The sequence below is a fragment of the Meiothermus granaticius NBRC 107808 genome (assembly GCF_003574355.1).
In the GTDB taxonomy this organism is placed as follows: domain Bacteria; phylum Deinococcota; class Deinococci; order Deinococcales; family Thermaceae; genus Meiothermus; species Meiothermus granaticius.
This window is the reverse complement of sequence record NZ_QWLB01000036.1, coordinates 1-24,494: the sequence shown is the minus strand read 5'-3', so window position 1 is coordinate 24,494 and position 24,494 is coordinate 1. Positions and strand designations below refer to the sequence as shown.

General features: G+C 60.2%; 31 protein-coding genes and 1 pseudogene. 15 read left to right on the top strand and 17 right to left on the bottom strand.

Going from position 1 to position 24,494, the window contains the following annotated elements:
* Positions 1-2: 2 nt before the first annotated feature.
* From Mgrana_RS12390 to Mgrana_RS17270, 10 genes are all read right to left on the bottom strand, one after another.
* Positions 3-1,052 (bottom strand): C4-dicarboxylate TRAP transporter substrate-binding protein, encoded by a 1,050-nt coding sequence (locus Mgrana_RS12390; RefSeq protein WP_119357924.1) that lies wholly within the window; start codon positions 1,050-1,052, stop codon positions 3-5.
* Between the two features lie 3 nt (positions 1,053-1,055).
* Positions 1,056-1,871: a cyclase family protein gene (locus tag Mgrana_RS12385; protein ID WP_119357923.1), complete on the bottom strand. Its 816-nt coding sequence runs from the start codon at positions 1,869-1,871 to the stop codon at positions 1,056-1,058.
* Entirely contained in the window at positions 1,868-3,169 is a 1,302-nt protein-coding gene (locus tag Mgrana_RS12380; protein WP_119357922.1) for a LeuA family protein, read from the bottom strand. Before Mgrana_RS12380 ends, Mgrana_RS12385 begins: the two co-directional genes overlap by 4 nt.
* 174 nt (positions 3,170-3,343) lie before the next feature.
* The gene (locus Mgrana_RS12375; RefSeq protein ID WP_119357921.1) at positions 3,344-4,177 is read right to left on the bottom strand and encodes a carbohydrate ABC transporter permease; all 834 of its coding nucleotides are present in this window, start codon (positions 4,175-4,177) and stop codon (positions 3,344-3,346) included.
* 9 nt (positions 4,178-4,186) lie between these two features.
* Positions 4,187-5,443, bottom strand: coding sequence for an extracellular solute-binding protein (locus tag Mgrana_RS12370; protein ID WP_119357920.1), 1,257 nt, complete (start codon positions 5,441-5,443; stop codon positions 4,187-4,189).
* Between the two features lie 11 nt (positions 5,444-5,454).
* A complete protein-coding gene (locus Mgrana_RS12365; RefSeq protein WP_240631355.1) occupies positions 5,455-6,051 on the bottom strand; it encodes a carbohydrate ABC transporter permease in 597 nt (198 codons plus the stop codon).
* A 193-nt stretch (positions 6,052-6,244) separates the two neighbouring features.
* Positions 6,245-7,015: an SDR family NAD(P)-dependent oxidoreductase gene (locus Mgrana_RS12360; RefSeq protein ID WP_119357918.1), complete on the bottom strand. Its 771-nt coding sequence runs from the start codon at positions 7,013-7,015 to the stop codon at positions 6,245-6,247.
* Complete coding sequence (locus tag Mgrana_RS12355) at positions 7,008-8,480, bottom strand: FGGY-family carbohydrate kinase (protein WP_119357917.1); 1,473 nt, start codon at positions 8,478-8,480, stop codon at positions 7,008-7,010. The genes Mgrana_RS12360 and Mgrana_RS12355 overlap by 8 nt, the downstream gene beginning before the upstream one ends.
* Complete coding sequence (locus tag Mgrana_RS12350; RefSeq protein ID WP_119357916.1) at positions 8,480-9,280, bottom strand: BtpA family protein; 801 nt, start codon at positions 9,278-9,280, stop codon at positions 8,480-8,482. The genes Mgrana_RS12355 and Mgrana_RS12350 overlap by 1 nt, the downstream gene beginning before the upstream one ends.
* Positions 9,273-10,004: a DeoR/GlpR family DNA-binding transcription regulator gene (locus Mgrana_RS17270; RefSeq protein WP_119357915.1), complete on the bottom strand. Its 732-nt coding sequence runs from the start codon at positions 10,002-10,004 to the stop codon at positions 9,273-9,275. Before Mgrana_RS17270 ends, Mgrana_RS12350 begins: the two co-directional genes overlap by 8 nt.
* 210 nt (positions 10,005-10,214) lie before the next feature.
* Here Mgrana_RS17270 and Mgrana_RS12340 point away from each other — a divergent pair, with 210 nt between their 5' ends.
* From Mgrana_RS12340 to Mgrana_RS12310, 6 genes and pseudogenes are all read left to right on the top strand, one after another.
* On the top strand, positions 10,215-10,748 hold the full coding sequence (locus Mgrana_RS12340) for a DUF305 domain-containing protein (RefSeq protein WP_119357914.1): 534 nt from the start codon (positions 10,215-10,217) through the stop codon (positions 10,746-10,748).
* Between the two features lie 692 nt (positions 10,749-11,440).
* Positions 11,441-11,770 carry a hypothetical protein gene (locus Mgrana_RS12330; protein ID WP_147021248.1) on the top strand — a complete coding sequence of 110 codons (330 nt, stop codon included), beginning with the start codon at positions 11,441-11,443 and terminating at the stop codon, positions 11,768-11,770.
* A gap of 64 nt (positions 11,771-11,834) precedes the next feature.
* Complete coding sequence (locus tag Mgrana_RS12325) at positions 11,835-12,044, top strand: hypothetical protein (protein ID WP_119357911.1); 210 nt, start codon at positions 11,835-11,837, stop codon at positions 12,042-12,044.
* A 261-nt stretch (positions 12,045-12,305) separates the two neighbouring features.
* Positions 12,306-13,625 (top strand): cobyrinic acid a,c-diamide synthase CobB, encoded by a 1,320-nt coding sequence (locus Mgrana_RS12320; RefSeq protein WP_119357910.1) that lies wholly within the window; start codon positions 12,306-12,308, stop codon positions 13,623-13,625.
* Positions 13,622-13,801: pseudogene (locus tag Mgrana_RS12315) on the top strand (cobalamin biosynthesis protein); the annotation flags it as partial. The gene Mgrana_RS12320 and the pseudogene Mgrana_RS12315, both read left to right, overlap by 4 nt.
* 10 nt (positions 13,802-13,811) lie before the next feature.
* A complete protein-coding gene (locus Mgrana_RS12310) occupies positions 13,812-13,982 on the top strand; it encodes a cobalamin biosynthesis protein (protein WP_119357908.1) in 171 nt (56 codons plus the stop codon).
* A 107-nt stretch (positions 13,983-14,089) separates the two neighbouring features.
* Here the strand turns inward: Mgrana_RS12310 and Mgrana_RS17120 are convergent, their stop codons facing one another.
* The 6 genes from Mgrana_RS17120 to Mgrana_RS12285 form a co-directional block, all read right to left on the bottom strand.
* The gene (locus tag Mgrana_RS17120; RefSeq protein WP_240631353.1) at positions 14,090-14,851 is read right to left on the bottom strand and encodes a GumC domain-containing protein; all 762 of its coding nucleotides are present in this window, start codon (positions 14,849-14,851) and stop codon (positions 14,090-14,092) included.
* Positions 14,832-15,974, bottom strand: coding sequence for a Wzz/FepE/Etk N-terminal domain-containing protein (locus tag Mgrana_RS17115; protein WP_240631357.1), 1,143 nt, complete (start codon positions 15,972-15,974; stop codon positions 14,832-14,834). Before Mgrana_RS17115 ends, Mgrana_RS17120 begins: the two co-directional genes overlap by 20 nt.
* 125 nt (positions 15,975-16,099) lie before the next feature.
* The gene (locus Mgrana_RS12300; protein WP_119357907.1) at positions 16,100-16,696 is read right to left on the bottom strand and encodes a GNAT family N-acetyltransferase; all 597 of its coding nucleotides are present in this window, start codon (positions 16,694-16,696) and stop codon (positions 16,100-16,102) included.
* 358 nt (positions 16,697-17,054) lie between these two features.
* Entirely contained in the window at positions 17,055-17,312 is a 258-nt protein-coding gene (locus tag Mgrana_RS12295; RefSeq protein WP_119357906.1) for a hypothetical protein, read from the bottom strand.
* On the bottom strand, positions 17,309-17,509 hold the full coding sequence (locus Mgrana_RS12290) for a hypothetical protein (protein ID WP_119357905.1): 201 nt from the start codon (positions 17,507-17,509) through the stop codon (positions 17,309-17,311). Before Mgrana_RS12290 ends, Mgrana_RS12295 begins: the two co-directional genes overlap by 4 nt.
* 142 nt (positions 17,510-17,651) lie before the next feature.
* Complete coding sequence (locus Mgrana_RS12285) at positions 17,652-18,335, bottom strand: TetR/AcrR family transcriptional regulator C-terminal domain-containing protein (protein WP_119357904.1); 684 nt, start codon at positions 18,333-18,335, stop codon at positions 17,652-17,654.
* An 82-nt stretch (positions 18,336-18,417) separates the two neighbouring features.
* Between Mgrana_RS12285 and Mgrana_RS12280 the strand changes: the two genes are divergently transcribed.
* The 9 genes from Mgrana_RS12280 to Mgrana_RS12245 all read left to right on the top strand — a co-directional run bounded on the left by Mgrana_RS12280 (position 18,418) and on the right by Mgrana_RS12245 (position 24,071).
* Complete coding sequence (locus Mgrana_RS12280; RefSeq protein WP_206075088.1) at positions 18,418-19,455, top strand: NAD(P)-dependent alcohol dehydrogenase; 1,038 nt, start codon at positions 18,418-18,420, stop codon at positions 19,453-19,455.
* 51 nt (positions 19,456-19,506) lie between these two features.
* Positions 19,507-19,929 (top strand): DUF6326 family protein, encoded by a 423-nt coding sequence (locus tag Mgrana_RS12275; protein ID WP_119357902.1) that lies wholly within the window; start codon positions 19,507-19,509, stop codon positions 19,927-19,929.
* A 238-nt stretch (positions 19,930-20,167) separates the two neighbouring features.
* Positions 20,168-20,548, top strand: coding sequence for a DUF6326 family protein (locus Mgrana_RS16740; protein ID WP_147021241.1), 381 nt, complete (start codon positions 20,168-20,170; stop codon positions 20,546-20,548).
* Between the two features lie 34 nt (positions 20,549-20,582).
* Positions 20,583-20,924, top strand: a complete 342-nt coding sequence (locus Mgrana_RS12265) for a nuclear transport factor 2 family protein (RefSeq protein ID WP_170146475.1) — start codon at positions 20,583-20,585, stop codon at positions 20,922-20,924.
* 48 nt (positions 20,925-20,972) lie between these two features.
* Positions 20,973-21,119: a hypothetical protein gene (locus tag Mgrana_RS16860; protein ID WP_170146474.1), complete on the top strand. Its 147-nt coding sequence runs from the start codon at positions 20,973-20,975 to the stop codon at positions 21,117-21,119.
* Between the two features lie 183 nt (positions 21,120-21,302).
* The gene (locus Mgrana_RS12260) at positions 21,303-21,755 is read left to right on the top strand and encodes a hypothetical protein (protein WP_147021242.1); all 453 of its coding nucleotides are present in this window, start codon (positions 21,303-21,305) and stop codon (positions 21,753-21,755) included.
* A complete protein-coding gene (locus Mgrana_RS12255) occupies positions 21,755-21,985 on the top strand; it encodes a helix-turn-helix transcriptional regulator (protein WP_119357898.1) in 231 nt (76 codons plus the stop codon). The genes Mgrana_RS12260 and Mgrana_RS12255 overlap by 1 nt, the downstream gene beginning before the upstream one ends.
* A gap of 120 nt (positions 21,986-22,105) precedes the next feature.
* Positions 22,106-22,765, top strand: a complete 660-nt coding sequence (locus tag Mgrana_RS12250) for a DUF2306 domain-containing protein (RefSeq protein ID WP_119357897.1) — start codon at positions 22,106-22,108, stop codon at positions 22,763-22,765.
* A 127-nt stretch (positions 22,766-22,892) separates the two neighbouring features.
* Positions 22,893-24,071, top strand: a complete 1,179-nt coding sequence (locus Mgrana_RS12245) for a glycosyltransferase (RefSeq protein WP_119357896.1) — start codon at positions 22,893-22,895, stop codon at positions 24,069-24,071.
* 37 nt (positions 24,072-24,108) lie between these two features.
* Here Mgrana_RS12245 and Mgrana_RS12240 read toward each other — a convergent pair.
* Positions 24,109-24,494: zinc ribbon domain-containing protein (locus Mgrana_RS12240; RefSeq protein WP_147371300.1), on the bottom strand; the 386-nt coding region annotated here is incomplete at its 5' end.

Genomic DNA, 24,494 nt, shown 5'->3' with positions numbered 1-24,494 from the left:
ACCTAGCGATCCCACTGTCGAACCAGGGGCGCCTTGCGATTGCGCAGCTCAGTCATGTAGTTCGAGAGTACCTGGGTGCCCGGGGCTCCCTGGAGGTTCAGCTCGTTCGCCCACCGCTCGGCAATGTTGGGCATGGTAAAAGCCCAGCGACGTTTGAAGTCATCCCCCACCCGGATCAGGGTGGCTCCTCGCCGCTCCATCTCCGCCAGGGCTCCGCTGGCCCGCTCCCTCGAGATGCGGGCGTACTCGGCGGCATATTTCTCAGCGCCAGCCAGGAGGGCCCGCTTTAGGGGCTCCGGCTGGGCTTCAAACCAGCGGTTGTTGGCCCCCAAAAGCCCGGCAAACTGCGCTCCAAAATCCACCAGCACCACGTTTTTGGCTACCTCATGAAGCCGCGCGGGCAGGGCTCCGGTGGGGAAAACAATCACGCCTTGACAGGCGCCAGTGCTCAAATCCTGGTAATAGGTGGCCAGGTTGCCGGCTACGCCCACTGCCCCGGTACCCTCGAGCCAGGTTACGGCAGGCCCGGGGGCGCAGATCCTTTTGCCCCTCAGATCGGCAAACTGACGCACCGGAAAGGTGGTCATGAGCTGGTAGCTGTCCAGGGTGAAGCCCCCGCCCAACGGCACAACGCCGTTGCGAACCAGCGCCTCGCGGAAAGCAGGGGTTTTGTTCTGCACCGCCGCCACGGCCTCCGCTATCAGGGAGGGATCGCCGGAGCCAAAGGGGGTGTAGTAGGTGAGGCCGTAGATGGGGAGGCGATTGAGGTTAAACAGGGTAGGCACCACCCCCACCTGGGCCAGCCCGCCCCCCAGTGCGTCTAGCTCGCCGCCCACCGGGGCCAGAGCGCCCCCAAAAAATTCCCGCCATTCGACGCGGATACCGCTGCCCGCCAGACGGGCCTCGACCTCCTGGCGGAAGGTGGTTCGGAGCAACTCCACCCACAAAAAAGCAGGGCTGTGACCGGAGACCAAGCCGATGGTGACCGTCTGGGCCAGGCTGAAATTAGACAATCCCAGGGCCAACAACAGCACAACCAGGTACTTCTTCATGCGTCAATCCTCCTCTACCAGCGCGACCGCTCGAGTCCACCCCGCACTACCGCCCTTGATCTTGAAGGGCAGCGCCATCACCACAAAACCGTGGGGTTTGGGAATCTGATCCAGATTAGCCAGCTTCTCAATCTGCAGGTATGGCTTTTCCAGGCCCAGCAGGTGGCTCTCCCAGAAGCGGGCCTTCCCTTCCAGTGCATCCTTCATGAGCACATCAAAAGCTTTGTCCAGACCCCAGGCATCAATGCCAATCATGCGCACCCCCCTGTCCACCAAGAACTCGGTAGCGTCACGGGTCAGGCCAGCGTGCAGGAGCTCGTAGCCTTTTTCGCCGAAGCGCTTGTAGGTGTCCGTGCGTATCAGGGCAATATCTCCCGGCTGCACTTCATACGACATGGCCTCCAATGCAGCCTTGAGGTCAGCCGCCGTAATACCGTCAGCCTTGCTCTTATGGGTCATATCAAACAGAACCCCAGGGCCCATGCACCAGCTCAGGGGAACCACATCAATGGTAGGGGCTTGCTCACCCGAGGCCATCCGCGGGCCGTAGTGGTACGGTGCGTCCACATGGGTGCCGGAGTGGCTGGAGAGAGACACCGCCTCCACCGCCCAGGCCAGCCGGTTGGGGAACATGCGCTCGGCCATCTCTTGCGAGTAGCCCAGCTCTAAGAGCATCTCCCACCCCTTGCCATGATCCACATAGGTAATCTGGTGGCGGTTGAGCTCGAAGGGGGCGGTCTCGTTGGAGAGGGTGCTGCTGAGGTCAATGACCCGCAGCCGCCTGCCAAACAGGGACACGTGGTCTCTAACCTCGCTCATCGGGGCTCCTTGGATGCAGCATCTGGGCTGGCTTCGGCCAGGGCTTCCCGCACAATCTGCTTCAAGATGGAAGCAGGCAGCAGCGATTTGAGCACCAGGCCGGCCTCCTTTACGCGCTGGGTAATCTTGTCCAGGGTTTCCTCTGAAACGTTTTGCAAGCCAGGCTCCAGCCGCTCCAGCAGCATTCGGATGGAGTTTTTACCGCTACCCCGGCCATACTGCACCTGATACGGCTCGCGGCCAACCATGGTAGGTGGATAAGGGAAGATAGCGTTTCCTCCCAGGGCGGTCTTTTCGAGCTCCTGCAGAATGTGAACCACAATGCCTGACTCGACATCAAAAAGTCGGCGGCCCACCACGGGTTTGTTCTGCGCCAGGGCTACTTTGGAGGCCTCGGCAAAGGCCGCCGAGACGCTGGCAAGCTGGCTAAGGTCAATACCGGTGGGCACCGCCATCAGGTACTCCAGGGCCAGGGCCAGCTCCTCAGTGGCCACGTTACCAGCCCGCTCACCCAGCCCGTTGATGGAGGTGTGCACCATATCGGCCCCGGCAGTGATCGCCATCAGGCTGCCCGCAAGCGCCAGGCCAAAGTCGTTGTGGATGTGAAAGCCTACGGGTTTACCGGTCCAGCTACGCAGGTTGGAGACCAGCTGGAAGGTGGCCAGTGGATGGCCCATGCCAAAGGTATCCGAGATGGTCACCCGGTCTACATGGGGGGCGATGGCCTGGAAGAAGTCCCGCAGGTACCAGTCCTCGACCCTGAAGGCGTCCCACCCCATGAACTCGATGTACATCCCCTTTTCTTTGCCGGCCCTGGCAAACTGGGTAATCTGCTGGATCAGGATCTCGGGGGTGATGCGGTAAACGTGCTTGAGGAGGTAGGGGTTGATCCCAAACTCCAGCAGCATGCCATCGCAGCCCAGTTCGATAGCGGCAGAAACATCCTCTTCCTTGATTCGGATCAGGGGCACAATCCGGGCCCTTGGCCGCAGCTCCATCAGGGTCTTGATAACCTCCCGATCCTCCGGTGTGGCCGGAAGCCCTGGCTCGATGGAGTGCACCCCCAGCCGATCCAGCATCAGGGCCAGATGCACCTTCTCCCTGGGGGTAAAAGCCACGCCGGGGGTCTGTTCTCCATCGCGGAGGGTAACGTCGTGGATGAGTACCCGCTCCGGCAAGGAAAACTGCTTCCGCACCTCCGGGCTAAAGTTGTGCGGCGAGGCCCACTTTTTGCCTGTTTCAAAATAGGGTTGTTTCGGGGTGAAGCCGAAGGCTTCCTCGAGGGTTTGTTTTTCCATTTGCGATAGGTAATCTAAACCGAAACCGCTTCAGGTGTCAAACGCCATGTAAACCACCCTAATAGCGGCAGGACGTAGCGCGAGCGGCAGTGACTTCGACTTCGCCCTGGTGCGCTGCTACTGAGCCCATTCCTTCGGTCTCGAGTGCCTCAAACTTAGCCTCTCCTCCCCTCTTCAATCGCGCAACAACAACCGGTAGTAAAGGGCCACCAAACCCAGGCTGAGCAGCAGCAAAACAAAGGCCATAGCGCTAGCGGCGGAAAGGTCGAGACCCAGAAAGGCCTTACGGTAGATGAAGTAGCTCACTAGCTCGGTAGCATTGCCTGGGCCACCCCGGGTTAGCACATAAACCAGGTCGTAAGTACGAAGTTCGGCCACAGTCTGCAAAATCAATAGGATGAGCAACACTGGGCGCAGCAAGGGCAGGGTGATGTAACGAAAGCGCTGAAAAGGAGTGGCTCCATCCACGAAGGCGGCCTCGAGGGGCTCCTTGGGAAGGCTACGCAGGCCAGCCAGAAGGATCAGGGCCACCAGCGAAACCTGCTGCCAGACATCGATCAGGGCCAGCGTCAACAGGGCCAGTCGGGCATCGCCCAGGAAGTCCAGCCCCATCAAGCTTCCCAGCGGGCCCAGCTCCGGATGAAGCAGCATCTTCCAGATCAACCCCACCCCTACCGGAGCGATCAGCATGGGTAGGCTGACTGCGAAGTAATGGAGCCCTCGAAAAGGTACCGGCTGCTGCAGGAGCACCGCCAGCAGCAGCCCCAGCCCCAGCGAGAGTCCCACCGTGAGGGCAACGTAAACAGCACTCACCGTGAGGGCATGGACAAAGTAGGCATCCTGGAGAAGCTCAAAGTAGTTTTGGAAGCCTATCCAGTCCCAGCGCGGACGCAAAAAGGTATAGCGGGTTAGGGATATTCCCAGGGTGTAGAAGAGCGGCACACCGACCACCCCGGCCAGCACCAGCAGGCCGGGTAGCCCAAATAGCAGCCCTTCGAATCGCCTCAACCTTCCCCCCTAACGCAGACCGGCTTTGCGCAGCAGGGCCTCGAGTCCTCTGGCTGCGTCTTGCAAGGCCGCCGCTGTGCCCTTCTGACCCCCAGCGGCCAGGCTAATCTCACGGCCCACCACATCCTCCATTTCGGCGGTGTAGGCGAAAATGGGCACCTTCTGAGCACCAGCGATAATCGCCTGTGCCTCCTTGTAATAGGGATATTTCCGCAACACCTCGGCGTTCTGAAAAACATCCTTTCGGGTAGGCGCGTTACCGGCCAGTGCACGCTTGAGCACAATCTCGGGCGACTCTACCCAGGCGATGAACTGCCAGGCAGCGTCTTTCTGCGCCGAGTTTTTGGGGATGGCCCAGCCCCAACCCCCATTGACGCCCTTACCCCCCGGCATGGGGGCCAGCGCCACCTTACCAGCCACCTTTGGGCATTGCTGCGCGTTATCGAGCTGCGGCAGCATCCACCAGTAGGTGACCATGCTAAAGGCCTGACCCTGGCACATCACCCGGAAGGTGTCATCGAGGTTGAAGTTAAGGGCTCCCCTGGGGGCGAAGTTACGAATCATCTGGGTGTAGGTCTGCAGGGCCTTCTGGCCGGCCGCGCTATTGAGGATGACGCGGTTTTGGTCATCCAGGTAGCGCCCGCCCGCTGCGAAGAGATAGTTCGAAAACTCCATGAAGTTAGGATCCCCTCGCTGGCCCTGCATCGCTGCACCTGAAACCCCCGCATTCTTTTGCATAAAACCAGCCACTTGGAGGTAGGCCTCGAGGGTTTTGGGTAGTGCTAAAGGAGCTTTGAATTGGGCTCTAAACCTGTCTTGCAAGTCTTTGCGGGCCAGCAGGTCTTTACGATAGATCAGACCCATGGCGTAGTTGTACATGGGAATCATGTACAGCGTTTTCTGGTAATAGCCCACCAGATCGAGCATCGAGGGGTAGTATGCCGAGAGGTCGAAATTGCTCTTTCGCACGTAGGGCTCGAGCGGCTCCAGCCAGCCAGCCGCAGGAAATTCCCCTGCCCACAGGAAATCAACCTCAAGGAAATCGTAGCTGCTTTGCGGGGCCAGAAGCTGGGAGACCAGCTTGTCGTGCATGGCCCCGTACTGCACCTTCTCGAAGACCACCTTGATACCGGTCTTTTGCTCAAAATCGGGCAGGAGCTTCTCGATAATCTGGGTCTCGGGGACATCTTCCATCAAAGCCTGCAGGGTTACCCCCTGCGCCGAGGCCAGGCCCAGCAGCACGCCAAAAACCGCCAACCACTTCATCTTGACCTCCTTCACTTCACCGCTCCCATGGTTAAACCTTCCACCAGATAACGGTCTATGACCCGTGCCAGCAGGGCCACCGGGAGTACTGCCAGCACCACCCCGGCAGCCACCTGGGCAAACAGCACCCCGCGCTGGGTGATAAAGGTGGAGAGCACCACCGGAACGGTTTGAGACTCTCTTCCGCTTAGCAGAAGGGCAAACAGAAACTCGTTCCAGGAAAGTAAAAAGCCCATCACCCCAGCAGCAAACAAACCCGGTATCGAGAGAGGCAGTACGATGCGGGCGAAGATGTAAAGAGAGCCGGCCCCATCCACCCGCGCCGCCTCCTCCAGCTCACGCGGAAATGTACGGAAAAAGCCCATCAGGAGCCAGGTCATAAAGGGTAGCGCAAAGGCCAGGTAAGCAATGACCAGCCCCCACAGGCTGCCGCTCCAACCCAAAGCTCGAAAGATTGCAAAAAGTGGCAGAGCCAGCACGATGGGAGGAAGCATCTGAGTGGCCAGCACCCCGAAGCGCAAGGTATGCCCCCCCAGCTGGTAGCGGGCCAGGGCGTAACCCAGAAGTGCGGCCAGGGGCAGCCCCAGAGCTACTACCCAAGCACCCACCCATAAGCTATTACGCAGACCAAGGCCAAACGGTCCTTGAATCAGCCGAACAAAGTTATCCAGAGTGAGGCCGCCAAGGCTAAATGGCTGCCCTTCTGGGGAAAGCGCACGCAGAAGCAACCAGCCTAGCGGCAAAAGAAAAGTTAGGCTGAACAGCCACAAACCTAGATGTGCAAGCTGGGCCAGCAGGCGGTTAGAAGATCCAGGCCCCACCATTGACCTCCAGGGCTTCGCCGGTGATGAAGTCGGCATCGGGGCCGGCCAGAAAGGCAATAGCAGCCGCCACATCCTCAGGCCGCTGCAGCCGGCCCAGGGGTGTCTGGCGCACATAGTCTTCCAGTACCGCCTCGGCACTCATGCCCCGCAGGCGGGCCTCCCAGGCCACCTCCCGCTCCTGCATGCTGGTCTGCACAAAACCGGGGTTGACCGCATTGACCGTCAAGCGCAGCGGCGCGAGTTCCTTGGCCGCAGCCTGCACCAAACCCAGGACGGCAAACTTGCTGGCGGAGTAATGCGCCAGCAGCGGCGCTGCCTGCCGAGCCGCCATCGAGGCCGTAGCAATCAGCTTTCCACGCAGTTCCCGCCCTGCCATCAGGGGCTGCTGGGCCATCCTACGAGCGAAGGTCTGCAAGGTCAGAAAGGTGCCTTTGGTATTAACGGTGAAATTGAAATCCCACTCCTCCTCACTCAGCTCCAAAAAGGGGTTCATGGTGGAGACCCCGGCATTGGCCACCAGCACATCGAGCCGCCCATCGCTGGCAAAAACATGGGCGGCGGCATCCTCTAGGGCCTTTCGGTTGGTCACATCCAAGGCCAGGTGGGGCATCCCCAAAACCCTGCCCACCTCTTCCGCTCGCAGCGGGTCCAGATCACTGACCCAGACGCGGAATCCATCCTGTACCAGCCGGGCCGCAATAGCCTGGCCAATCCCACTTCCTGAACCGGTCACAAGGGCGTTAGGCATTGATTCCTCCGAGCTTTGCAAACCAGCGCTGTAAACTTGGATAGGCCTCACGGTAAAGCCCATAGGCGGTGTGGTAGACCTCTCTCCACTCCTCCTGGGGTGAAGTGCTGCCGGCAACCTCGAGCGGCAGGGCTTCTAGATTCCATTGACCCAGGGCCATGCCAGCCAAAAAGCCCACCCCATAGGCGCTACCTTGTGCGCTCTGGGCCAGATAATGCACCTCCTGCCCTAAGACACTGGCCAGGATGCTGCGCCACAACGGGCTCCTTGCACCCCCATCCATAACCAGGTAGCGGCGTACCCGATGGCCGTAAGACTCCAACACTTCTACGTGGTGCCGGAAAGCGTACGCTACAGCCTCCAGCAAAGCACGGTACAGGTGGGACGGGGTGTGCTGGAGGGTCAACCCCAGGACACTACCACGCGCCAGCGGGTCGCTGAAAGGCGTTTTCTCCCCAAGAAAATATGGTAATACCACCAGCCCTTCGGCCCCCGCCGGTACCCGGGCCGCCTCGGCGTCAAGTGTGGCAAAGCTTGCACCCGGACGGAAGTTGCGACGGAACCACTCTAAGAGGGTGCCTGAGCTTGCCATACAACCGTTCAGTACGAAAAGGCCCGGAAGGTCATGGTAGTCAATGTAGAGTTCACGCAACGGAGTAAAGGTCGGGCTTACGTATAAGAAATCGCCCGCGCTGCCCAGCTTGATGACCGCCTCCCCCTCCTGCTGCAGTCCAGCCGCCAGCGCCGCTGCAATATGATCGGCACTTCCGGCAATGATAGGCAGACCTTCGGGCAGTCCGGTTCGCGCTGCCACCTCAGCCTTGAGGTGGCCCACCACCTCCTGCGGAAAACGCACCGGGGCCAGCACCCTGGGTGGCAGCTCCAGGTAGTCCAGAACTTCCTCGAGCCACACCTGCTGGTGTGGGTTCCATAGCCCGGATTCAAGCGCCCAGTTGGCCTCAGTGTAGCGAGCGCCGCAAAGCCGGTAGACGATGTGCTCATACGAGCCACTCAACCAATCCAGATGGGCCCATACCTCCGGTTCGTTACGTTTGAGCCACAGCAGCTTAGGAGCCACCACCTGTTGGTTCCAGGTAGCCCCGGTACGGGCAAAAAGAGCCTCATCACCAAAAACCTCCCGTAAATGGGCAATCTCCCCAACTGCTCTGGCGTCGTTTTGCTGGATAGAGGGTCTGAGCACCTGGCCCTCCGGCCCATGCAACACCAGTGCCGGCACCATTCCAGACACCCCCAGCGCATGAATAGGAGCTGAAACTGCCGCCTCTCGCAAGCGCTGCAATACCTTAAGGGTACCTGCCCACCAGTCTTCAGGGTCCTCCTCAGCCCAGCCGGCGGCCGGATGCCGAAGACTGTGGGGATGTTCAGCCTGGGCCCTGACCCGCGCAGCCTCGTCCAGTAGCACACCCTTGACCGAGCTGGTGCCGATGTCCAGACCGATAACCATTAAGAACCCCTGGCCCTTCGGACAATGGCCATGAACTGTTGAACCCGCTCAGGGTCTACCTCGTTCCAGGTATGGCCCTCGCGCTTCAGGGCTGTACCCACGATGGCGCCGTCGGCCACCTCGAGGACATCCGCCACGGTCTCATGCCGCACACCGGTATTGGCCAGTACCGGTATCGTCGGCAAGGCTGCCTTGACCTCCCGGAGATGCTCGAGGCGGGCGCCTTCCCCGGTCATTGGCCCGGAAACCAGAACAGCATCAGCCAGGCTGGAAAAGACTGCGCTGCGGGCCCGCTCTACCAGGCTACGGCTGTCCAGTGGCGAGGCAAACTCTGCACTCACGTTGTAGAGCAAAAACAGGTCATCCCGGCCCAAGAGTCGCCGGTAACGCAGGGCCTCTGCCGCTCTCCCAGCCCAGAGCCCCATGTCCGAACCATACAAACCGGTGAACACCTCGCGCACGAAACCCGCTCCGGTCGCAGCAGCCAGGGCCATGCTGGCCATAGGATCCCAAAGCACATTGACCCCAAATGGCACTCGGATTTCTTCCCGCAAGCGACCAACCACATAGGCCATGGCAGCTACCGAGGCCGGATTGACCGAAAGCTCGTAGGGTCGGTCGTTTTCGTTGCCAAACATTACGGCACTGACCCCAGCTTCCTGCAAAATCTGGAGGTCGCGCCGTGCCCTTTCCACAATGGCCTCCATGCTGCCCTGGTAAAGCGGGGTGCCAGGGAGTGCTTCCAGATGCACCATGGCAATAATGGGTTTGTGACCGAAAAGCTCCTTGAACTTATGCATGGACGACCTCCACAGGAATCACCTGGGCTAGCGCAGGGTGGTCAAGATTGGTAACAATCCGGTATAGGGCGCTAAGGGGGGTCACTCGAGCCACTGCTCGATGCCCAAACTTACTGGCATCGGCCAGCAGGAGGGTTCGTCTGGCCACAGCAAGCGCTTTCTGCTTAACGAAGGCTTCTTCCAGGGTATGGTTGGTGACCTCGGAGAGATCAAAGGCGTCGGCCCCTAAAAAAAACAGGTCGGCCTTTATCTGGGCCAGGCCATCCAAAGCCCACTGACTGGTCAGGCTATAAAAACCATTTCGAACGAGTCCTCCGGGTATCCATACCTCGGTATGGCCCTGGGCAAGGGCCTGAGCCACACCCAGATCCAGAGCAAATACCCGTAACCGCATGCCGGAAAGTAGCCGGGCCAGCGCGAGTGTGGTGGTGCCAGAGTCCATGATGATGGTCATCCCCTCTTCCACATATGAGAGCGCTCTCCGGGCAATAGCCTCTTTTATTGCTTGATTCTGTCCAATCTTGATTGAATATGGCGGCTCTTGCTCTGGAAGAATGGCCCCCCCGTGCTCCCGCTGTAGCTCTCCACGTTCCGAAAGCACCTTGAGATCGCGTCGAATAGTGGCCTCGGAGGCACCGAGTTCGCGTGCTAGATCTCTGGTGCGCAACGCCCCATTCTGCTTCAACAGGGCCAAAAGAGCTTGTTGACGCTCGGAAGCAAGCATATTGATGATTGATTATGATTGTATCTGATTGTTTTTGTCAACAACCTGGATCATTGCTCGGTTGAACAACATGGTAAGTATGGGCTTGAGGAAAAGGAGCTGGCTGATTCGCCCCTCCCTCATCGCGGAGTAGTGAGGCTTGAGTAGCAGGTTGAACTCAGAGGATGGAGTTAAGTCGAAGTCTGGCTCCCACAAAGCGCGAAACCACTACTGTACCGCGAATGCGGTTGGTCGTGGGAGGTAGAATCCCGCACCCGAGGGTTGAACAAGCTCTCGGGCCGTGACTTTGACATCGCCTACATGTCCATGATGATCGAGCATCACAAAGGGGCGGTGGAGATGGCCCAGGCCGCCCTCAAGGCCTCCAAGGATGGGCGTATTCGCAAGGCCGCCCGCAAGATCGTGACCGTGCAGAACCGCGAGATCGCCCAGCTCACCGGCTGGTTGCGTGCTTGGTATGCGGTGCCCCCCAGCCAGCGCTACATGGCCATGATGCGCGCGGACATGAAGCCCATGATGGACACCGCCATGCAGGGCATGACCCCCATGGCGGGGATGGCGATGCAGGTTGATCGGAGTTTCCTCGAGGGGATGATCCCCCACCATCAAGAGGCTGTAGACATGTCCGAGGTCTGCCTGCAAAAGGCCACTAAAGCAGAACTCAAGCGCTTCTGCCGCGGGGTGATTGGGCTGCAGAAGGCTGAGATGGCCCAGTACCAGGCCTGGCTCAAGACCATTAAGTGAAACTTCCGCAGGAAGCACGATGATTTTTTCGCCGCACAGGAGTTTCATGACGAAGCTGCCCTGCCCGGAGGCCCCAACGTGGGGGCCAGGGTAGACGGTCCCCATGACTGGGACCACCTGCCCGACCCGGCGGACTGGGCCAACTGCGGCCACGCCCTGATCTACGTACCGGATGCCACCAGGGAGGACGTGCTGAAGGGGGTGCGGTTCTCAAGCCTCGTTTCTATGGCCGGGCCCGGCAGCTCTGGAGAGGCCGGAGAGCGAATCAACAAACGTCGAGCCGTGGTAATGGCTACCCGCTTAGCGAGACAAGCGGGGTTTGAATCCATAGATGCCTCAGAGTTTTTCTCCCGCACCGACCGCCTTGCCATTGCGACAAGATTTTGCTCAATCTGGGTCACACCTACTGGTCAAATGTGAGGGCCTATAGCCACCTGCGCTATGAGGCAGGTGGCTGGTCAAGCCCTGACCCCATGCACGTGATCTTGCACGAAATCGGTCATGGGATCCATTTGAGAGCACACCCTGGGATCAATGCTTGGCCGTTGGGTTTTCCTGATGAGCTTAAGCGCCCAAGCCAGGGGTGGGGTACTTGAGTGGGTTGCTGAGAGGTGTACGTGATGCGTCGCTTGGGGATGGAGCTGAGCGAGAAGATGATACAGTGGTATTTGCATATTGGGAGGGCCAGAGCCATGATCAGGGGTTCAAACTGTCCGCTGTGCAAACACTTCCAGGGAGGCCGAGGCAAACCCTGGGTGTGTGCGGCATTCCCTCAGGGCATTCCCGAGCCCATCGCCCTGGGCAAAGACCCCCATACCCAGCCCTTCGACGGAGACCATGGTCTACGCTTTGAACCCAGTGCCAGAGCGCTCGAGCTTGAAGGTGACCTCGAGGCTAGCCTACAACCCACCTATGAGCGTCGCTTCGCTGCTCGAGGCCCCTGGTTCAGCCTCTACACCGCAGACAGTTGGCGGGAATGGTTTTGCGAAGCTCACGCCGCCTACTGGTTTCATGCTGTGTAATTGCAGAAGTTCGACCCCGAGCTGTATGCGCTGGTACGTCGGGTGCGAAGGAGCCTGAAGATTTATGGTGATCCGTAAAGAAGTCAACGTTGCCCGCCTCCGCGAGCTTCACGACGAGTTGGAGCGGTTGACATTTGGCGGAACCCAGCCGCTTTCTGTATCCGATACGGAACGGCTGTATTGCGAGGCTCTGGCCGCAGCCGGGGGCGACACCCGCCGCCTGGCATTCTTGCTGGGCTCGGCTAACCCGTCCTGGCATCGCCCAAAGCCTTAGCCCTCACAACCAAACCAGCCCCGGACAATCCGGGGCTTTTTCATGCCAGGTTGGCGGCGATGCCGCTGCACCCCGTGCATGCCCTTCGCCCAGACGACCTCATACGGCGAGCGCAACAGCGCATAGCCTGGCGGAAAACTGTGGTCGGCTTGTTATGTCTGAAAACCTAACACTCCGGCTCCGCTAGGACACGGGCCAGCCCTGATCTGAACCCAGAGGATCTCAGCAAACAGGCTATACTGCTTGGTCTGGAGGGCAGCCTTGAGTTTACCTCGCCTGGTGATAACCGCCCCCCACTCCGGGGCGGGCAAGACCACCCTCAGCCTGGTGCTGGCCGCGGCCTTCCGGGAGCGGGGCCGGGCGGTGCAGCCCTATAAGGTGGGCCCGGACTACCTCGACCCCACCCATCTGACCCGGATTACCGGAAGAGCGGCGCGCAACCTGGACGGCTACTTCCTGGAGGACCCCGAACTCCTGGAGGTCTTCCGCCGGGGGGCCAGCGGGGCCGACCTGGCCCTGGTGGAAGGGGTGATGGGCCTTTTCGACGGCAAGGACGCGCTGGGGCAGGTGGGCTCCACCGCCCAGGTGGCCAAGCTCCTCCGGGCCCCGGTGGTGCTCTGCCTGGATGCTTCGGCTATGGCCGGTTCCATTGCCGCCCTGGTGCGCGGCTTCCGCGATCATGACCCTGGGGTCTGGCTGGGAGGGGTGGTGGCCAACCGGGTGGGGTCGGCGCGGCACGCCGCCCTGCTGGAAGAAGCCTTGGCTCCCTTGGGAGTGCCCCTTCTGGGCTACCTGCCCCTCGAGCCAGGCCTAAGCCTCCCCGAACGGCACCTGGGGCTTTACCTGGCCCAGGAGGCCAGTCTGGAAAAAGCCGCGCTCCTGCGGGCCGCCCAGAACCTGCACCTGGAGCGGCTGCTGGCCCTGGCCCAGAGTGCCCCGCCCCTGCCCACCCTACCCCACCGCCTGCCTGCGCCTACTGAGCCCCAGAGGGTACGGCTGGGGGTGGCGCAGGACGCTGCGTTTAGCTTCTACTACCCCGAAAATCTGGAGCTTTTAGCGGGCTACGGGGCCGAGCTAGTGCCCTTCAGCCCCCTAAGCGACCCCACCTTACCACCGGGCCTGGGCGGGCTGTACCTGGGCGGGGGTTACCCCGAGCTGTTCGCAAAGGAGCTCTCGAAAAACCACGGGATGCAGGAGGCCCTGCGCCGCTTCCAGGGGTCCATCTACGCCGAGTGCGGGGGGCTGATGTACCTGAGCGAGGCCCTTCTAACTGAGGAAGGCCGCTTCGAGATGGTGGGCCGGGTGCCGGGCGCCTCACGCATGCTGGGCCGGCTTGCTTTAGGCTACCGCGAGGTAGAGGCTCTGACCGACTCACCCCTGGCCAAACGGGGCTGGCGGGCCAAGGGACATGAGTTTCACTACAGCGCCCGGGAGGCGCTGCCCCCGGCGGCCTGGCGCTTGGTGGAGGGGGAGGGCCTCGAGGGCTACGCTGCGGGTCGGGTGCTGGCCAGCTACGTGCACCTCTACTTCCCCAGTCAGCCCCGGCTGGCCCAGCGCTTCGTCCAGGAGGCCCTGGCGTGAGCATACTGCTGGCCCTGCTGCTCGACTGGAACCTGGGCGAGCCCCCAGCCCGGCTGCACCCGGTGGTCTGGATGGGCCGCTACCTGGGCTGGGCCGGGCGCGGTCTGGCAGAGCTATCCCCTGCGCGGGCTTTCTGGGCAGGGGTGCTGGCCTGGGGGCTGGGGGCTTTGCTCTTCACCGGGGTTTATGCCCTCCTGGCCCACCGCCCGGGCTGATGACCTCCTGAACTCGCTCCCGGCCCGCCTGACCGCCCTCCTGATCTGGGGGGTTGCGCCGGTTTTTATGCTGGGGCAGCTATGGGCAGAGGCCCACAAAACCCCCTCACCCAACTCGGGCTGGCCTTGGCTGAAAGCGTGAGGGCAACATTCACCTTACCGATACCAGTCTCCAGATGGACCAAGGGCTCTCCCAGAGTGAGGAAGCTCGAGGAGCATGAGGGAAAGGAAGAATCAGCCCAGCACGACCTAGGCCGCCTGTATCCGGCCCTCGGCCCGCAGAGCCTCGGCCACGAAGGCTACCATCACCCCCAACACAAGCCCGAGAGATACCGCCAGGACGAAGACAAGACCCCGCTTGGAAGCCACTTTCTCATAGACGGGGTAGGCGGGGGCGATGACCTGGGCCAGGGAGTTGTGGGAACTCGCCAGCTCAATTTGCAGATCGGTCTTCTTTTGGGAGAGGGCCAGGTAGGCATTTTTGTCCAGCTCCAACGCCTGGCTTAAGCGATCCTGCTCTACCTGGGCCTTGGCTACCCGCTCTCGGAGAAGGGCGATGCGAGTCTCCACCTGAGCAATGCGGGCCTGAAGGGCAGCCCTCCGAGAGAGGAGCTTCGCCTCCTCCACCTGAGCGTCAAAGAGGGCCGAACGCAGACGCTGATACTCGGGGTTGGGGTTGTCGAAGGTCAGATTCTCAGTATTGAGATTTACGATCTGGTCGTACCGGGACCGGAAGGCCTCGTAAGCCGCCTTCCTGGTACCGTAATCCAAGAGCACTGTCTCCTTCTCTCGTTCCTGGGCAGCGATCTGGGCATGGAGAACCTCGAGTCTAGAGGCCTCACGTTCTCGTTCATCACCCAGAGCCGTGACTTCAGCCTGAAGCCCCTGCAAATCCATCTGAAGGGCGACCGCCTGGGAAAGGAGGGGCTGGTAAGAGGGGTTGATCTCCTCGGTGCGCAAGCGGAGACCCAGCAGAGCACTCAGATCTCCCTTAGCTACAGCGGTGGCCATTACCGGATCCGAAACCACTACCCGCAGGACCTGAAGCAACTTTGGCTCTTGGGCCAAGACAGTATCCACCTTCATGCAAGCGGGCCTGACGCACCTGGACTTCCGTGGAGATCTGAGCCAGTCGAAGGGCGATCTCAGAAAAGCGTTGGGTTAACCGATCCTGCTCACCCTGCCACTCAGCTAGCCGTTCGTTCTTCCGGTAAGCCTCTAGCCGCTTGGCCGCCTGAACGTAACTCTGTTGCGCCCGATCTACTTCCTGCTTGAGGTTTAGCTGGGCATTCCTAAGCTTTCTACCGATCATAGCCAGCTGCTCAGGGTTGGTAGCCGCCGGTACAAAAGCAGCTTGTTGGCTTTCTTTGGCTTGTAGCACCCTCACCCGTCCCGCTACCCCAGCTAGATCCTGCTCCAGGCCGGAGAGCGCCTGGTCCAGGCTCACCCACTCCCCCGTCTTTGCATCCAGTTCCGCCTTGTCCTGGGCCAAGGTGGAGGCCCGTTGGAAAGCCTCCCAGCGGGCCTGAATCTCCCGGTAGGCCCGCTCGGCGGGAGCAATCTGCTCCTCTAGGGCCTCGAGGTTAGCCCCTAAGCGCGCGAGGGGAATGCGATTCACTCGCCGAGTCACCGCCTCCGCCCATAGGTTGGCCGCCCGAGCTGCTACCTCCGGGGTAAGAGCCTCCACGGTAAGGGAAGCCACCACGGGCGGCACCTGCCCCTGGGGTACCGCCTGCTGGCGGGAAGACTCGTTCTTGATCTTGAAGCTTTTCACCATACGCTCCAACCCCGGAGTATGCCCCTGATTTTGCCAGACAGTGGGCAGCTTGCTTTCCTTCTTCAAGGTCTCCCACACTTCTTTGGTCACCTCTTCAGAAAACGCAATGGCCTTTAGACCCTCAAAGGTGACTACATTTTGCCCCTGGAGCTGAATGCGCTGTTCCAGCTGGGCCTGCACCTGCACTGGAGAGACGTTCAGCGTAGCCATAGAGGCATACCGGGGCTCGGTGAAGAAGAAACCATATATGAGGGCAGCCAAACCCAAAACCAGGGGAAAGGCTAGGATCAGATTGCGGTGCCGCCTAAGAGTAGTAACAATCTCACGAAGAGAAAGCTCATCTTGAGGAGCTTGCATCATACTGAAGCTATTTTATCCAATTCTCCATAGGTCAGATCCGTTCCAAGATGCAAAGATCCAACCAGAGGGATCTTTTTCGGATATAGTCTCCCCCCGCTAACCCACAAAGTCACACGACTCAATCACAATCTCAGGCCATACTCGTAGCCCCAGGGGAAGGTCCGCAAGCGCACAAACCCCATGCGCTCATAAAAGGCCACCGCGCCCACGTTGCGCCCGCCCACCCCCAGGTGTACGCCTGGAACGCCCAGCCCGCGCAGGCGGTTCAGGAACCCCTCCATCAGCTTGCGGCCCTGGCCCTGGCCCTGGGCCCTGGGCAGCAGGTCGATGTGAAGGTGGGCCGGGTATTCGGGGGCAAGGCTCGAGGGAATGTAGCCCTTGTGAATCAGTCGAATCATGGCGGCATCTTTGGAGGCATCCCCTTCGGGCGGCAGGGGATATTTGCGCCGCAGTGGCGGCAGCCATTCAGTCTCCATCCAGGCGGCAAACCCGTTTGAATCGCGGCAGCCCAGCACATAGCCACACACCCCTTCCTCGTCGGTGAGCACAAAGGTCAGGTCGGGCTCGTGTACCGCATAGGGCGCGGCGTAAAAATGACCCAGCAGGTCGGGGTCATGGTATAGCCCGCTGGCATCGGCCCCACTGTCGCCGGTGAGCAGGCAGACGCGATAAAGGTGGGGCAGGTCGGCAGGCATATAGGTACGGATGGTAAAAGCCATGCACCCATCCTACCCAGCCCCAAAAGAGAATCAGGCCAGGGGGCCGCCGATCCGCCTGAAAACCGGATGTGCAGTTCCTCCAACGGCATCATATGCTTGGGCATAGCTACGAACGGCGTGAGCAGCGGGAGATTCAGCGCCTGTTTGATCTCGAGAAATTGCCGAGGCTAATGTCTTTAGAACTGGCGCTCCTCCAAGCATCTTTCCTGAAACTGTCCATGCGGTTGAGCAACGCTCCGAGACCACCCCTTCTTGACTGAATTTCCCGCTCGAGGCCCTGCCCAAGAAGGCTTGGGGAGGCTCAAGCCCAGCGTAAAAGCCCACACGGAGGCGAAGCGAAAGTAGTGCTCGAGCCCCTTCAACCATTTACCAGCCGATCGTATTCATCATGCGGCCCAACCCAAAACCACAAGTAGCCTTCGAAAACCTCAACTGCTAGGGCGCGAAGGCTGTAGGAAATTCGGGCCGACCAAAAACGCCCCACCTTCTTGAAGTGGAGCGACGGGTGCGATGGGTTAATCTTGAGAAGTTCGTATGCTTTATCAGCCAGTTCTTGTTGCTCAGGAGACAACTTGGCATAGCAGTCCCAGAAGCGTGGGCTGGTGTAATGATTCACAGCTTCTTGAACTTCCCTTGCTGGAACTGGGCAATGGCTTCGTCGGCAAACTTGTCCAGTTTCCCTGCCTTGGCATCGGCCTCGATTTGTTTGTCCCAAAGCTCAGCTTTGAACTCGGCAAACCAGCGCTCAAACTGGGTAAGTTCGTCCCTACTGAGCAACTGAATTTCCCGCTCGAGCATCTCCAGACGGCTCATATTTCTGAGTGTAGCACGGCTCTAGGCAGAGCTGGACCAGATAACGAGTTATTGAAACGCATGTGAAATTGAGCAGAAAATCTTTTGGCTGCTTGTACGCAGGAACAATTCCCCGAGCCAGAAGCCAACAAGCGGTAACCTTTCAAACCCGGTCGCGCAGCCGCTCGAGCCCATCCAGCACAATCTCGAGTCCAATCCCAAACTCCTCAGCGTAATCGTAACCCGGCTTGAGCACATGCTCGGTCGCCATCTCGACCAGGTAAGGATATTCCCCTGCAGCCATCTCGGCCATGATGCTATCGGCGGCGGAGCCAGCCTCTTCAAAGGTGTTGAAGGGTAGGTTGAGCTGTTGCAAGACAAAGCCGTACACATAGCTATCCAGGAGCGAGTAGGCGTGGGCGGCTGCCGCAACCGAGAAGCCACTCGTGCGAAAGCACTCGATCACCGCGTTGTGATGGTGCAGCGTAGCTGGGCCAGGCTGAGTGCGTGACTCCATCAGCCCCAGGGCCCAGCGGTGGCGTACCAGGGTATCCCGTGCCGAGACCGCTCGAGCCCGAATCCTGCTCTTCCAGTCACCCCCAGGGGGTAGCTCAATCTCGGCGAATACCCGGTCAATCATGCCGTCCAGAAGCCGGTCCTTGTTGGCGAAGTGGTAATAAAGCGACATGGCCTCCACCCCCAGCTCCTGGGCCAGTCGGCGCATGGTGAGGGCGTGGATGCCTTCCTGGTCAGCGATTTCAACCGCTTTCTGCAGCACCCCCTCCCGGCTCAGCCGGGCCCTGGGCTCTGGGGATGGGTTGGGTGCTGGGTGGCGGGGTCTGGGCATGGCCTGCCTCTCTTGACAATCTTACGCTGTAAGGCTACCCTGAGTCCATAACCTTACAATGTAAGGTCAAGGAACCCCAATCATGATAAAAACTCCCCAGGATGCTTCGACTCACCCCGCCCCCTCCGCAAACCGCAGCACCATGAAGGCGGTGGTACGCGAGGAGTACGGCCCGCCCGAGGTGCTCCACATGGTCGAACTGCCAAAGCCCACCCCGAAGGACAATGAGGTGCTGGTCAAGATTTATGCCACCACCGTCACCTCGGGGGACTGCCGCATGCGCGGCCTGAATGTGCCCGCCGGGTTCAGGCTGATCACACGCCTGGCCATGGGCCTGGTGCGGCCTCGGCAAACGGTGCTAGGAAGCGAGTTCGCCGGAGTGGTGGAAGCCACCGGGTCAAAGGTAACGGGCTTTAGGGTGGGCGACCGCGTGTTCGGGATGAGCGGATTCAGCCTGGGGGCCTACGCCCAGTACAAGTGCGCCACCGAAAATGGCCCGCTGGCTCACATCCCACCCAACCTGAGCTTCGAGGAGGCCGCGGCTTTGCCCTTCGGCGGAATCACCGCCCTGGACTTCTTTCGGCGCGGCGGACTCAAGGCTGGCGATAAGCTGCTGGTCAACGGAGCCTCCGGAGCGGTAGGGGTGGCGGCGGTGCAACTGGCCCGCTACTTCGGGGCCAATGTCACCGCTGTGTGCAGTGGGGCCAACGCGGACATGATGCGGGCATTGGGTGCGCAGCAGGTGATCGACTACACCCGCCAAGACTTCACCGCCAGCGGCGAACAGTACGACGTGATTATGGACATGGTCGGGACGGCTGGGTTTGCCCGCAGCAAAAACTCGTTGCGCAAGGGCGGGCGTCTGCTCTTGGTGATTGCCACCCTGGGCCAAATGGTCTCGGCTGCGTGGGAGTCGGCGGGGGGCAAAAAGGTGATTGCTGGCCCCAGTTCCGAACGTGCCGAGGACGTAAGACTGCTGGCCAAGCTAGCCCAGGAAGGTCACCTGAAACCGGTGATAGACCGCCAATACCCATTGGAGCAAATGACTGCTGCACACCGCTATGTGGAAACTGGGCGCAAGCGTGGAAGCGTGATCATTAAAGTGGATCATGAAGTGTAATTTCCGCATTTCACGAAATTCATCCAAATCACTCAATAAGGGAGTGTAAGCATGAACTCATCGCAAAGAACGTTGGAAGACATCAAGGTCAATGTGAAACTGAAGTTTGCAGCGCTGTGGGCAAGTTTTATGTTTCTGTACACCTATGTGGATTATTTCCACCTATATATGCCGGGTAAAATAGAAGAAATTCTGGCAGGAAAAGTATTTACCTTTGACATTTCATATGTCTTTCTGCTGGTGGCAATGATTTTTGTGGCAATTCCAGTTCTTATGATTTTCCTTTCTGTTGCCCTACCCGCTAAAGTAAATCGTCGGACAAACATTATTGTGGCTACGGCATATATTCCCTATATGTTGTTTAACTTGGCCGGAGAGGCCTGGGTGCACATGTATTTTGCTGCCGCTGTAGAAGTGGTTCTTCTTTTGCTAATTATTCGTTACGCATGGGAGTGGCCTAAACAGGAAGCATGAACTGATCCCATGTTCTTATACCAACTCTGCGCGTGAGCGGCGCTAAACGCGCCCCTCACTTGCCGCGCCAGGGGGCGCGTCCGAGGGTCTCTTATATCGCTTTTGGGCCACTTCTGAGCAGATTTGGTATTAGAGCGATTCCCACGAATACCCTGGCTTTGCCGGAACCCTTACGCCTCACCCGATGAGGCGTAAGGGTGGGAACCGCGAAAGGAAAGCCAAAAGAAAGGAGATCGCAGTGGAAGCCACCCGCATCCAGATTGCCGCCCTGTGGACGGTGGTGATGTTCAACATCGCTTTTGCCGACATCATCGGCTTCATCCACCCCGGCACCCTCCAGCAGATCATGGAGGGCTCTCTGGAGTTCCCGGTCACGCCGGGGTTATTGTTGCTGTTCTCGGTACTGACCCAGGTGCCCATCGCTATGATTTTTTTGTCGCTGCTGCTACCCCGCCAAGCCAACCGCTGGGCCAACACCCTGGCGGCGGTGCTGACCACGCTGTATGTGGTTGGCGGCGGCAGCGCAACCCCCTCCTACTTCTTCTTCGCTACAGTCGAGGTGCTCTGCATGGCCGCAATTGTGGGGTATGTCTGGCGGGGCAAGCAGGGTGTGGTTTGATGGGCTAAGGCAACAACCGCTACAGGAATCTTCTATGCCAACCCACACCGAACTCTTTCAGAAGTATCTGCATCACTACGCCCAAAAAGACCTCGAGGCCATCGCGGCCATGCTGGCCGAGGAGGTTCACCTGCGCGACTGGAACATCTCGGTTCGGGGCAAAGCCGAAGCCCTGCGCGAAACCGCCAGGAACTTTGCCGAAGCCGACAGCCTCGAAATTCGGGTACTCGAGCTCTACGAAAGCGCCAATGCAGTAGCCGCAGAGGTGCACATCATCGTGAACGACACGATTGAGCTATATGGGGTGGATGTGGTGGCGTTTGATGCGCAGGGTCAGATTACTGCCATTCGCTCCTACAAGGGTCGGGGCGATTAGGGCGCTTCCTGGCTCAAGTCCTCGCTGCTCACCAGGAAACACTCGACCTTGCTCGAGGCCCTCAACAAGTACATCGAGGTAGTGGGGTGCGGGCTCGAGGTGCTACGCTACCAAGGCCCTTACGCCGACATGCGCATGGCTGTACAGCGAGTAGCCGCCGCAGTCGGGCTTCCGCTTTTGAGTAAGCTGCGGTAAAAGCCTGCCTCCTAAGCACTCCGGGAGCAACTGCGCAGAGTCCGTACAGGCCATGCCCAATGCGCCACACGCGCATACTCATGGACCAAAGCCAAATATGTCATTTTTAGTTGACATTGAGTAATATTTATATTACCTTATGTCTGTCTAACCAGTCATAATGTCTGGTATAATAGACAAGGGGTGCGCGTGTCATATCAGGAAATCAAGAGCATCGTGGCGTTGGTCAGCACCCTGCTGATCAACGGCCTGTACGGCTGGTATGTGTTTTGGCGCTACCAGCAAGAAGCCCCCGGTGTCGCCGAACTGTTCCGCTTCTGGGCGGTGGCGATGCTGATCTTTATGGGGGTGGCGCTGGTGGCGCAGATTCTGATCACCGTGGTGTTCAGGGCCGCCTACCGACGCATTACCGGGGAGACCGAGCCGTCCTTCGCCGACGAACTCGACCGCACCATCGGGCTACGGGCCACCCGCAACGCCTACTATGCCTTCGCGCTGGGGCTGGTGGTAGCGCTCTTGACCCAGGTACTGAGCCTGCCGCCAGTGGCGCTGTTCGCAACCATGTTCCTGGCCGGGATAGCCTCGGAGGTCGCGCAGGCCCTGACCCAGCTCTACTACTACCGGCGAGGGGTTTGATGGAGAAGACGGGCAAGCTGCGCATCGGCAACCAGGTCCGCAAGCTGCGCTTCCTGAACGGCGAGATGACGCAACAGCAACTGGCGGACAAGGTGGGCGTCACCCGCCAGGCCATCGTCGCCATCGAGGCCGAGAAGTACTCACCCTCCCTCGAGCTGGCCTTCCGCATCGCGCGGGCTTTCAACACCACCGTAGAGGAGGTCTTCATCCTCGACGAGACCAGCCTCTAAGGCCGCCCCGTTAGCCCTTAGCAAAACCCCGTTCGGGGTTGGGCAGTTGCCCTATTGACCCAAAACCCGCCCACGCCGCTCAGAAGGAGCCCGGAGCCCCTCGAGCCTGGAGGTACACCTATGTCAAAAATTCCGCCCAAGAAGAGTCTCGAGTGGATGATCCCCACCGCCCTGCTGGTGTTAAGTTTGGTGCCCACGGTGGCCGGGGCGGTTCGAGTGATCCAGCTAGGAACGGGTGTCGAGATCACGCCCGACAACGCCCGGTTTTTCGACGCCCCCGTCCCGGTTCTGCTGCACATCGCCGGGGCAACGGTCTACTCGCTCTTGGGGGCCTTCCAGTTCGCGCCGAGCTTCCGCCGCTTCAGGCCGGGGTTGCACCGGGCGGCAGGCCGTCTGCTGATTCCCAGCGGCCTGGTGGCGGCCCCCTCGGGTCTGTGGATGGCCCACTTCTACCCCTGGCCCGAGTTGGACGGCGAGATCCTCTACGGCCTGCGGCTCCTGTTCGGCACGGCCATGACCCTCTCCCTGGTGATGGGGGCCCTCGCCATATACCAGCGCAATTTTGTCCGGCACGGCGCGTGGATGATGCGGGCCTACGCCATCGGGCTGGGAGCGGGCACGCAGGTCTTCACCCACATACCCCTCGCGCTGTTTCCAGAGGCCCTCAACGAGGGCACCCGGGCCCTGGCGATGGGAGCGGGTTGGGTAATTAACCTGGTCGTTGCCGAATGGGTCATCCGCCGCAGATTGCAGGCCAAGCCAAAAAGAGCAATCGCATAAACCCGAACCAAACCGCTGCAAACCCTCGGTTCTATGAATCGAGGTAGATTTCCTTACGCCAGCAGACATGTGGAAAATGCTATGACATGCTAGTATATCCGCACGCACGACAGGCCACAGGAGCCACGTGAAATTCCTTTTCACCTGCCAGCCGGCATTCGGACACTTCCATCCCCTGGTTCCCCTTGCCCGGGCCTTGCGCGATGCCGGGCACCAGGTGGCGTTTGCCTGCTCAGCCTCGTTCTGCCCCACGGTGCAGGCTGCGGGTTTTCTGGCCTTCCCCTGCGGGCTCGACTGGCTCGAGTCCAGCGCTGCGGACACCTTTCCCGCGCTGCGCGAGATGTCTTTGGAAGATCAGCGCTCCCGTTTCGTTAGCGACATTTTTGGCGGTGCGACCGCGACCGCTATAGTGCCGGATGTTGTCGCGGTCGCCGCCACTTGGCAGCCGGATGTGATTGTCCGCGACTACTGGGAGTTTGGTGGATTTGTGGCCGCTGAGCACCTTGACCTTCCCCACGCCACCGTGGGCCTCGGCACGTTCATCCCGCAAGAACCCCTCGCTGCGATGCTCGCGGGGCCGCTCTCACGCCTGTGCCGGGCCTACGCGGTTCCGTTCGCGCCGCCCCTCGGCCATCTCTACAAGTATCTCTACCTTCACCTCGCCCCGCCGTCGTATCTCCCCGCCCAGGAAACCGTCCCGGTCGCCCACGCCCTGCGCCCGCTCGTCTTTGACCGGGCAGGTGGGGAGCAGTTGCCGGGCTGGCTCGAGCAGTTATCGGCCCATCCACGGGTCTATGTGACGCTGGGCACGGTGTATAACAAAACTGCGGGCGTGTTCGAGACGATCCTCGAGGGGCTACGGGACGAACCGCTCAACCTGATCCTCACCGTCGGGCGCGACCGCGATCCGGGTCGGTTCGGGCCACAACCGGCCAACGTGCACATCGAGCACTACATCCCCCAGACCCTGCTGCTCCCCTCCTGCGATGTGGTGATTTCGCACGGGGGCTACAACACGGTCATGGCCGCCATCAGCTGCGGCCTACCCCAGATCCTGCTGCCCATTTCTGCCGACCAGCCGACCCACGCCAGCATCTGCCAACGGCTCGGCATCGCCGTCGTCCTTGATCCCAACCAAATGCAAGCCGCCGATATCCGACAAGCCGTTCGCACGGTCCTGGCCGACCCGACCTACCGAGACAACACCCACCGCCTCCAGCAGGAGATGCAGGCGCTCCCCACGGTTGACTACGCGGTTGACCTCCTGGAACGACTGGCGCGTGACCGGCAGCCGATCTTCGCATAAGCGCTGATCTAAAAGTTTTACAAGGAGTCCATGCTCGTCAACTACCCCGACCAAACCCTAACAGGTTCTGGTCAGGGCTTGCAGGGACAGAACCATGCAGAGCACGATTCGCTTCCCCCACGTTCGGCCAGTTGACAATGGCCCGGCCCCTTCCCCGGAGGTTCAGGGCCGCGATGTGGTCGGCGTGTCCAGCGAAGCCGCAAACCACACAGCTAAAAGTGCTTTGGTTGGGCCGATTGGCCCGCTCAGTATGCCCACAGTTTGGACATTCCCGGCTGGAGTTCCTGGGGTCAACCAACACCACCCTGACCCCCTGACGTTGGGCTTTGTAGCTGAGCTTCTGCCCGAAGTCGTGGAAAGCCCAGGAATGCAGCCAGGCTCGCTTCAGCGACCGCCAGGTGGAGCGCTGAGGCCGTCTAGCCC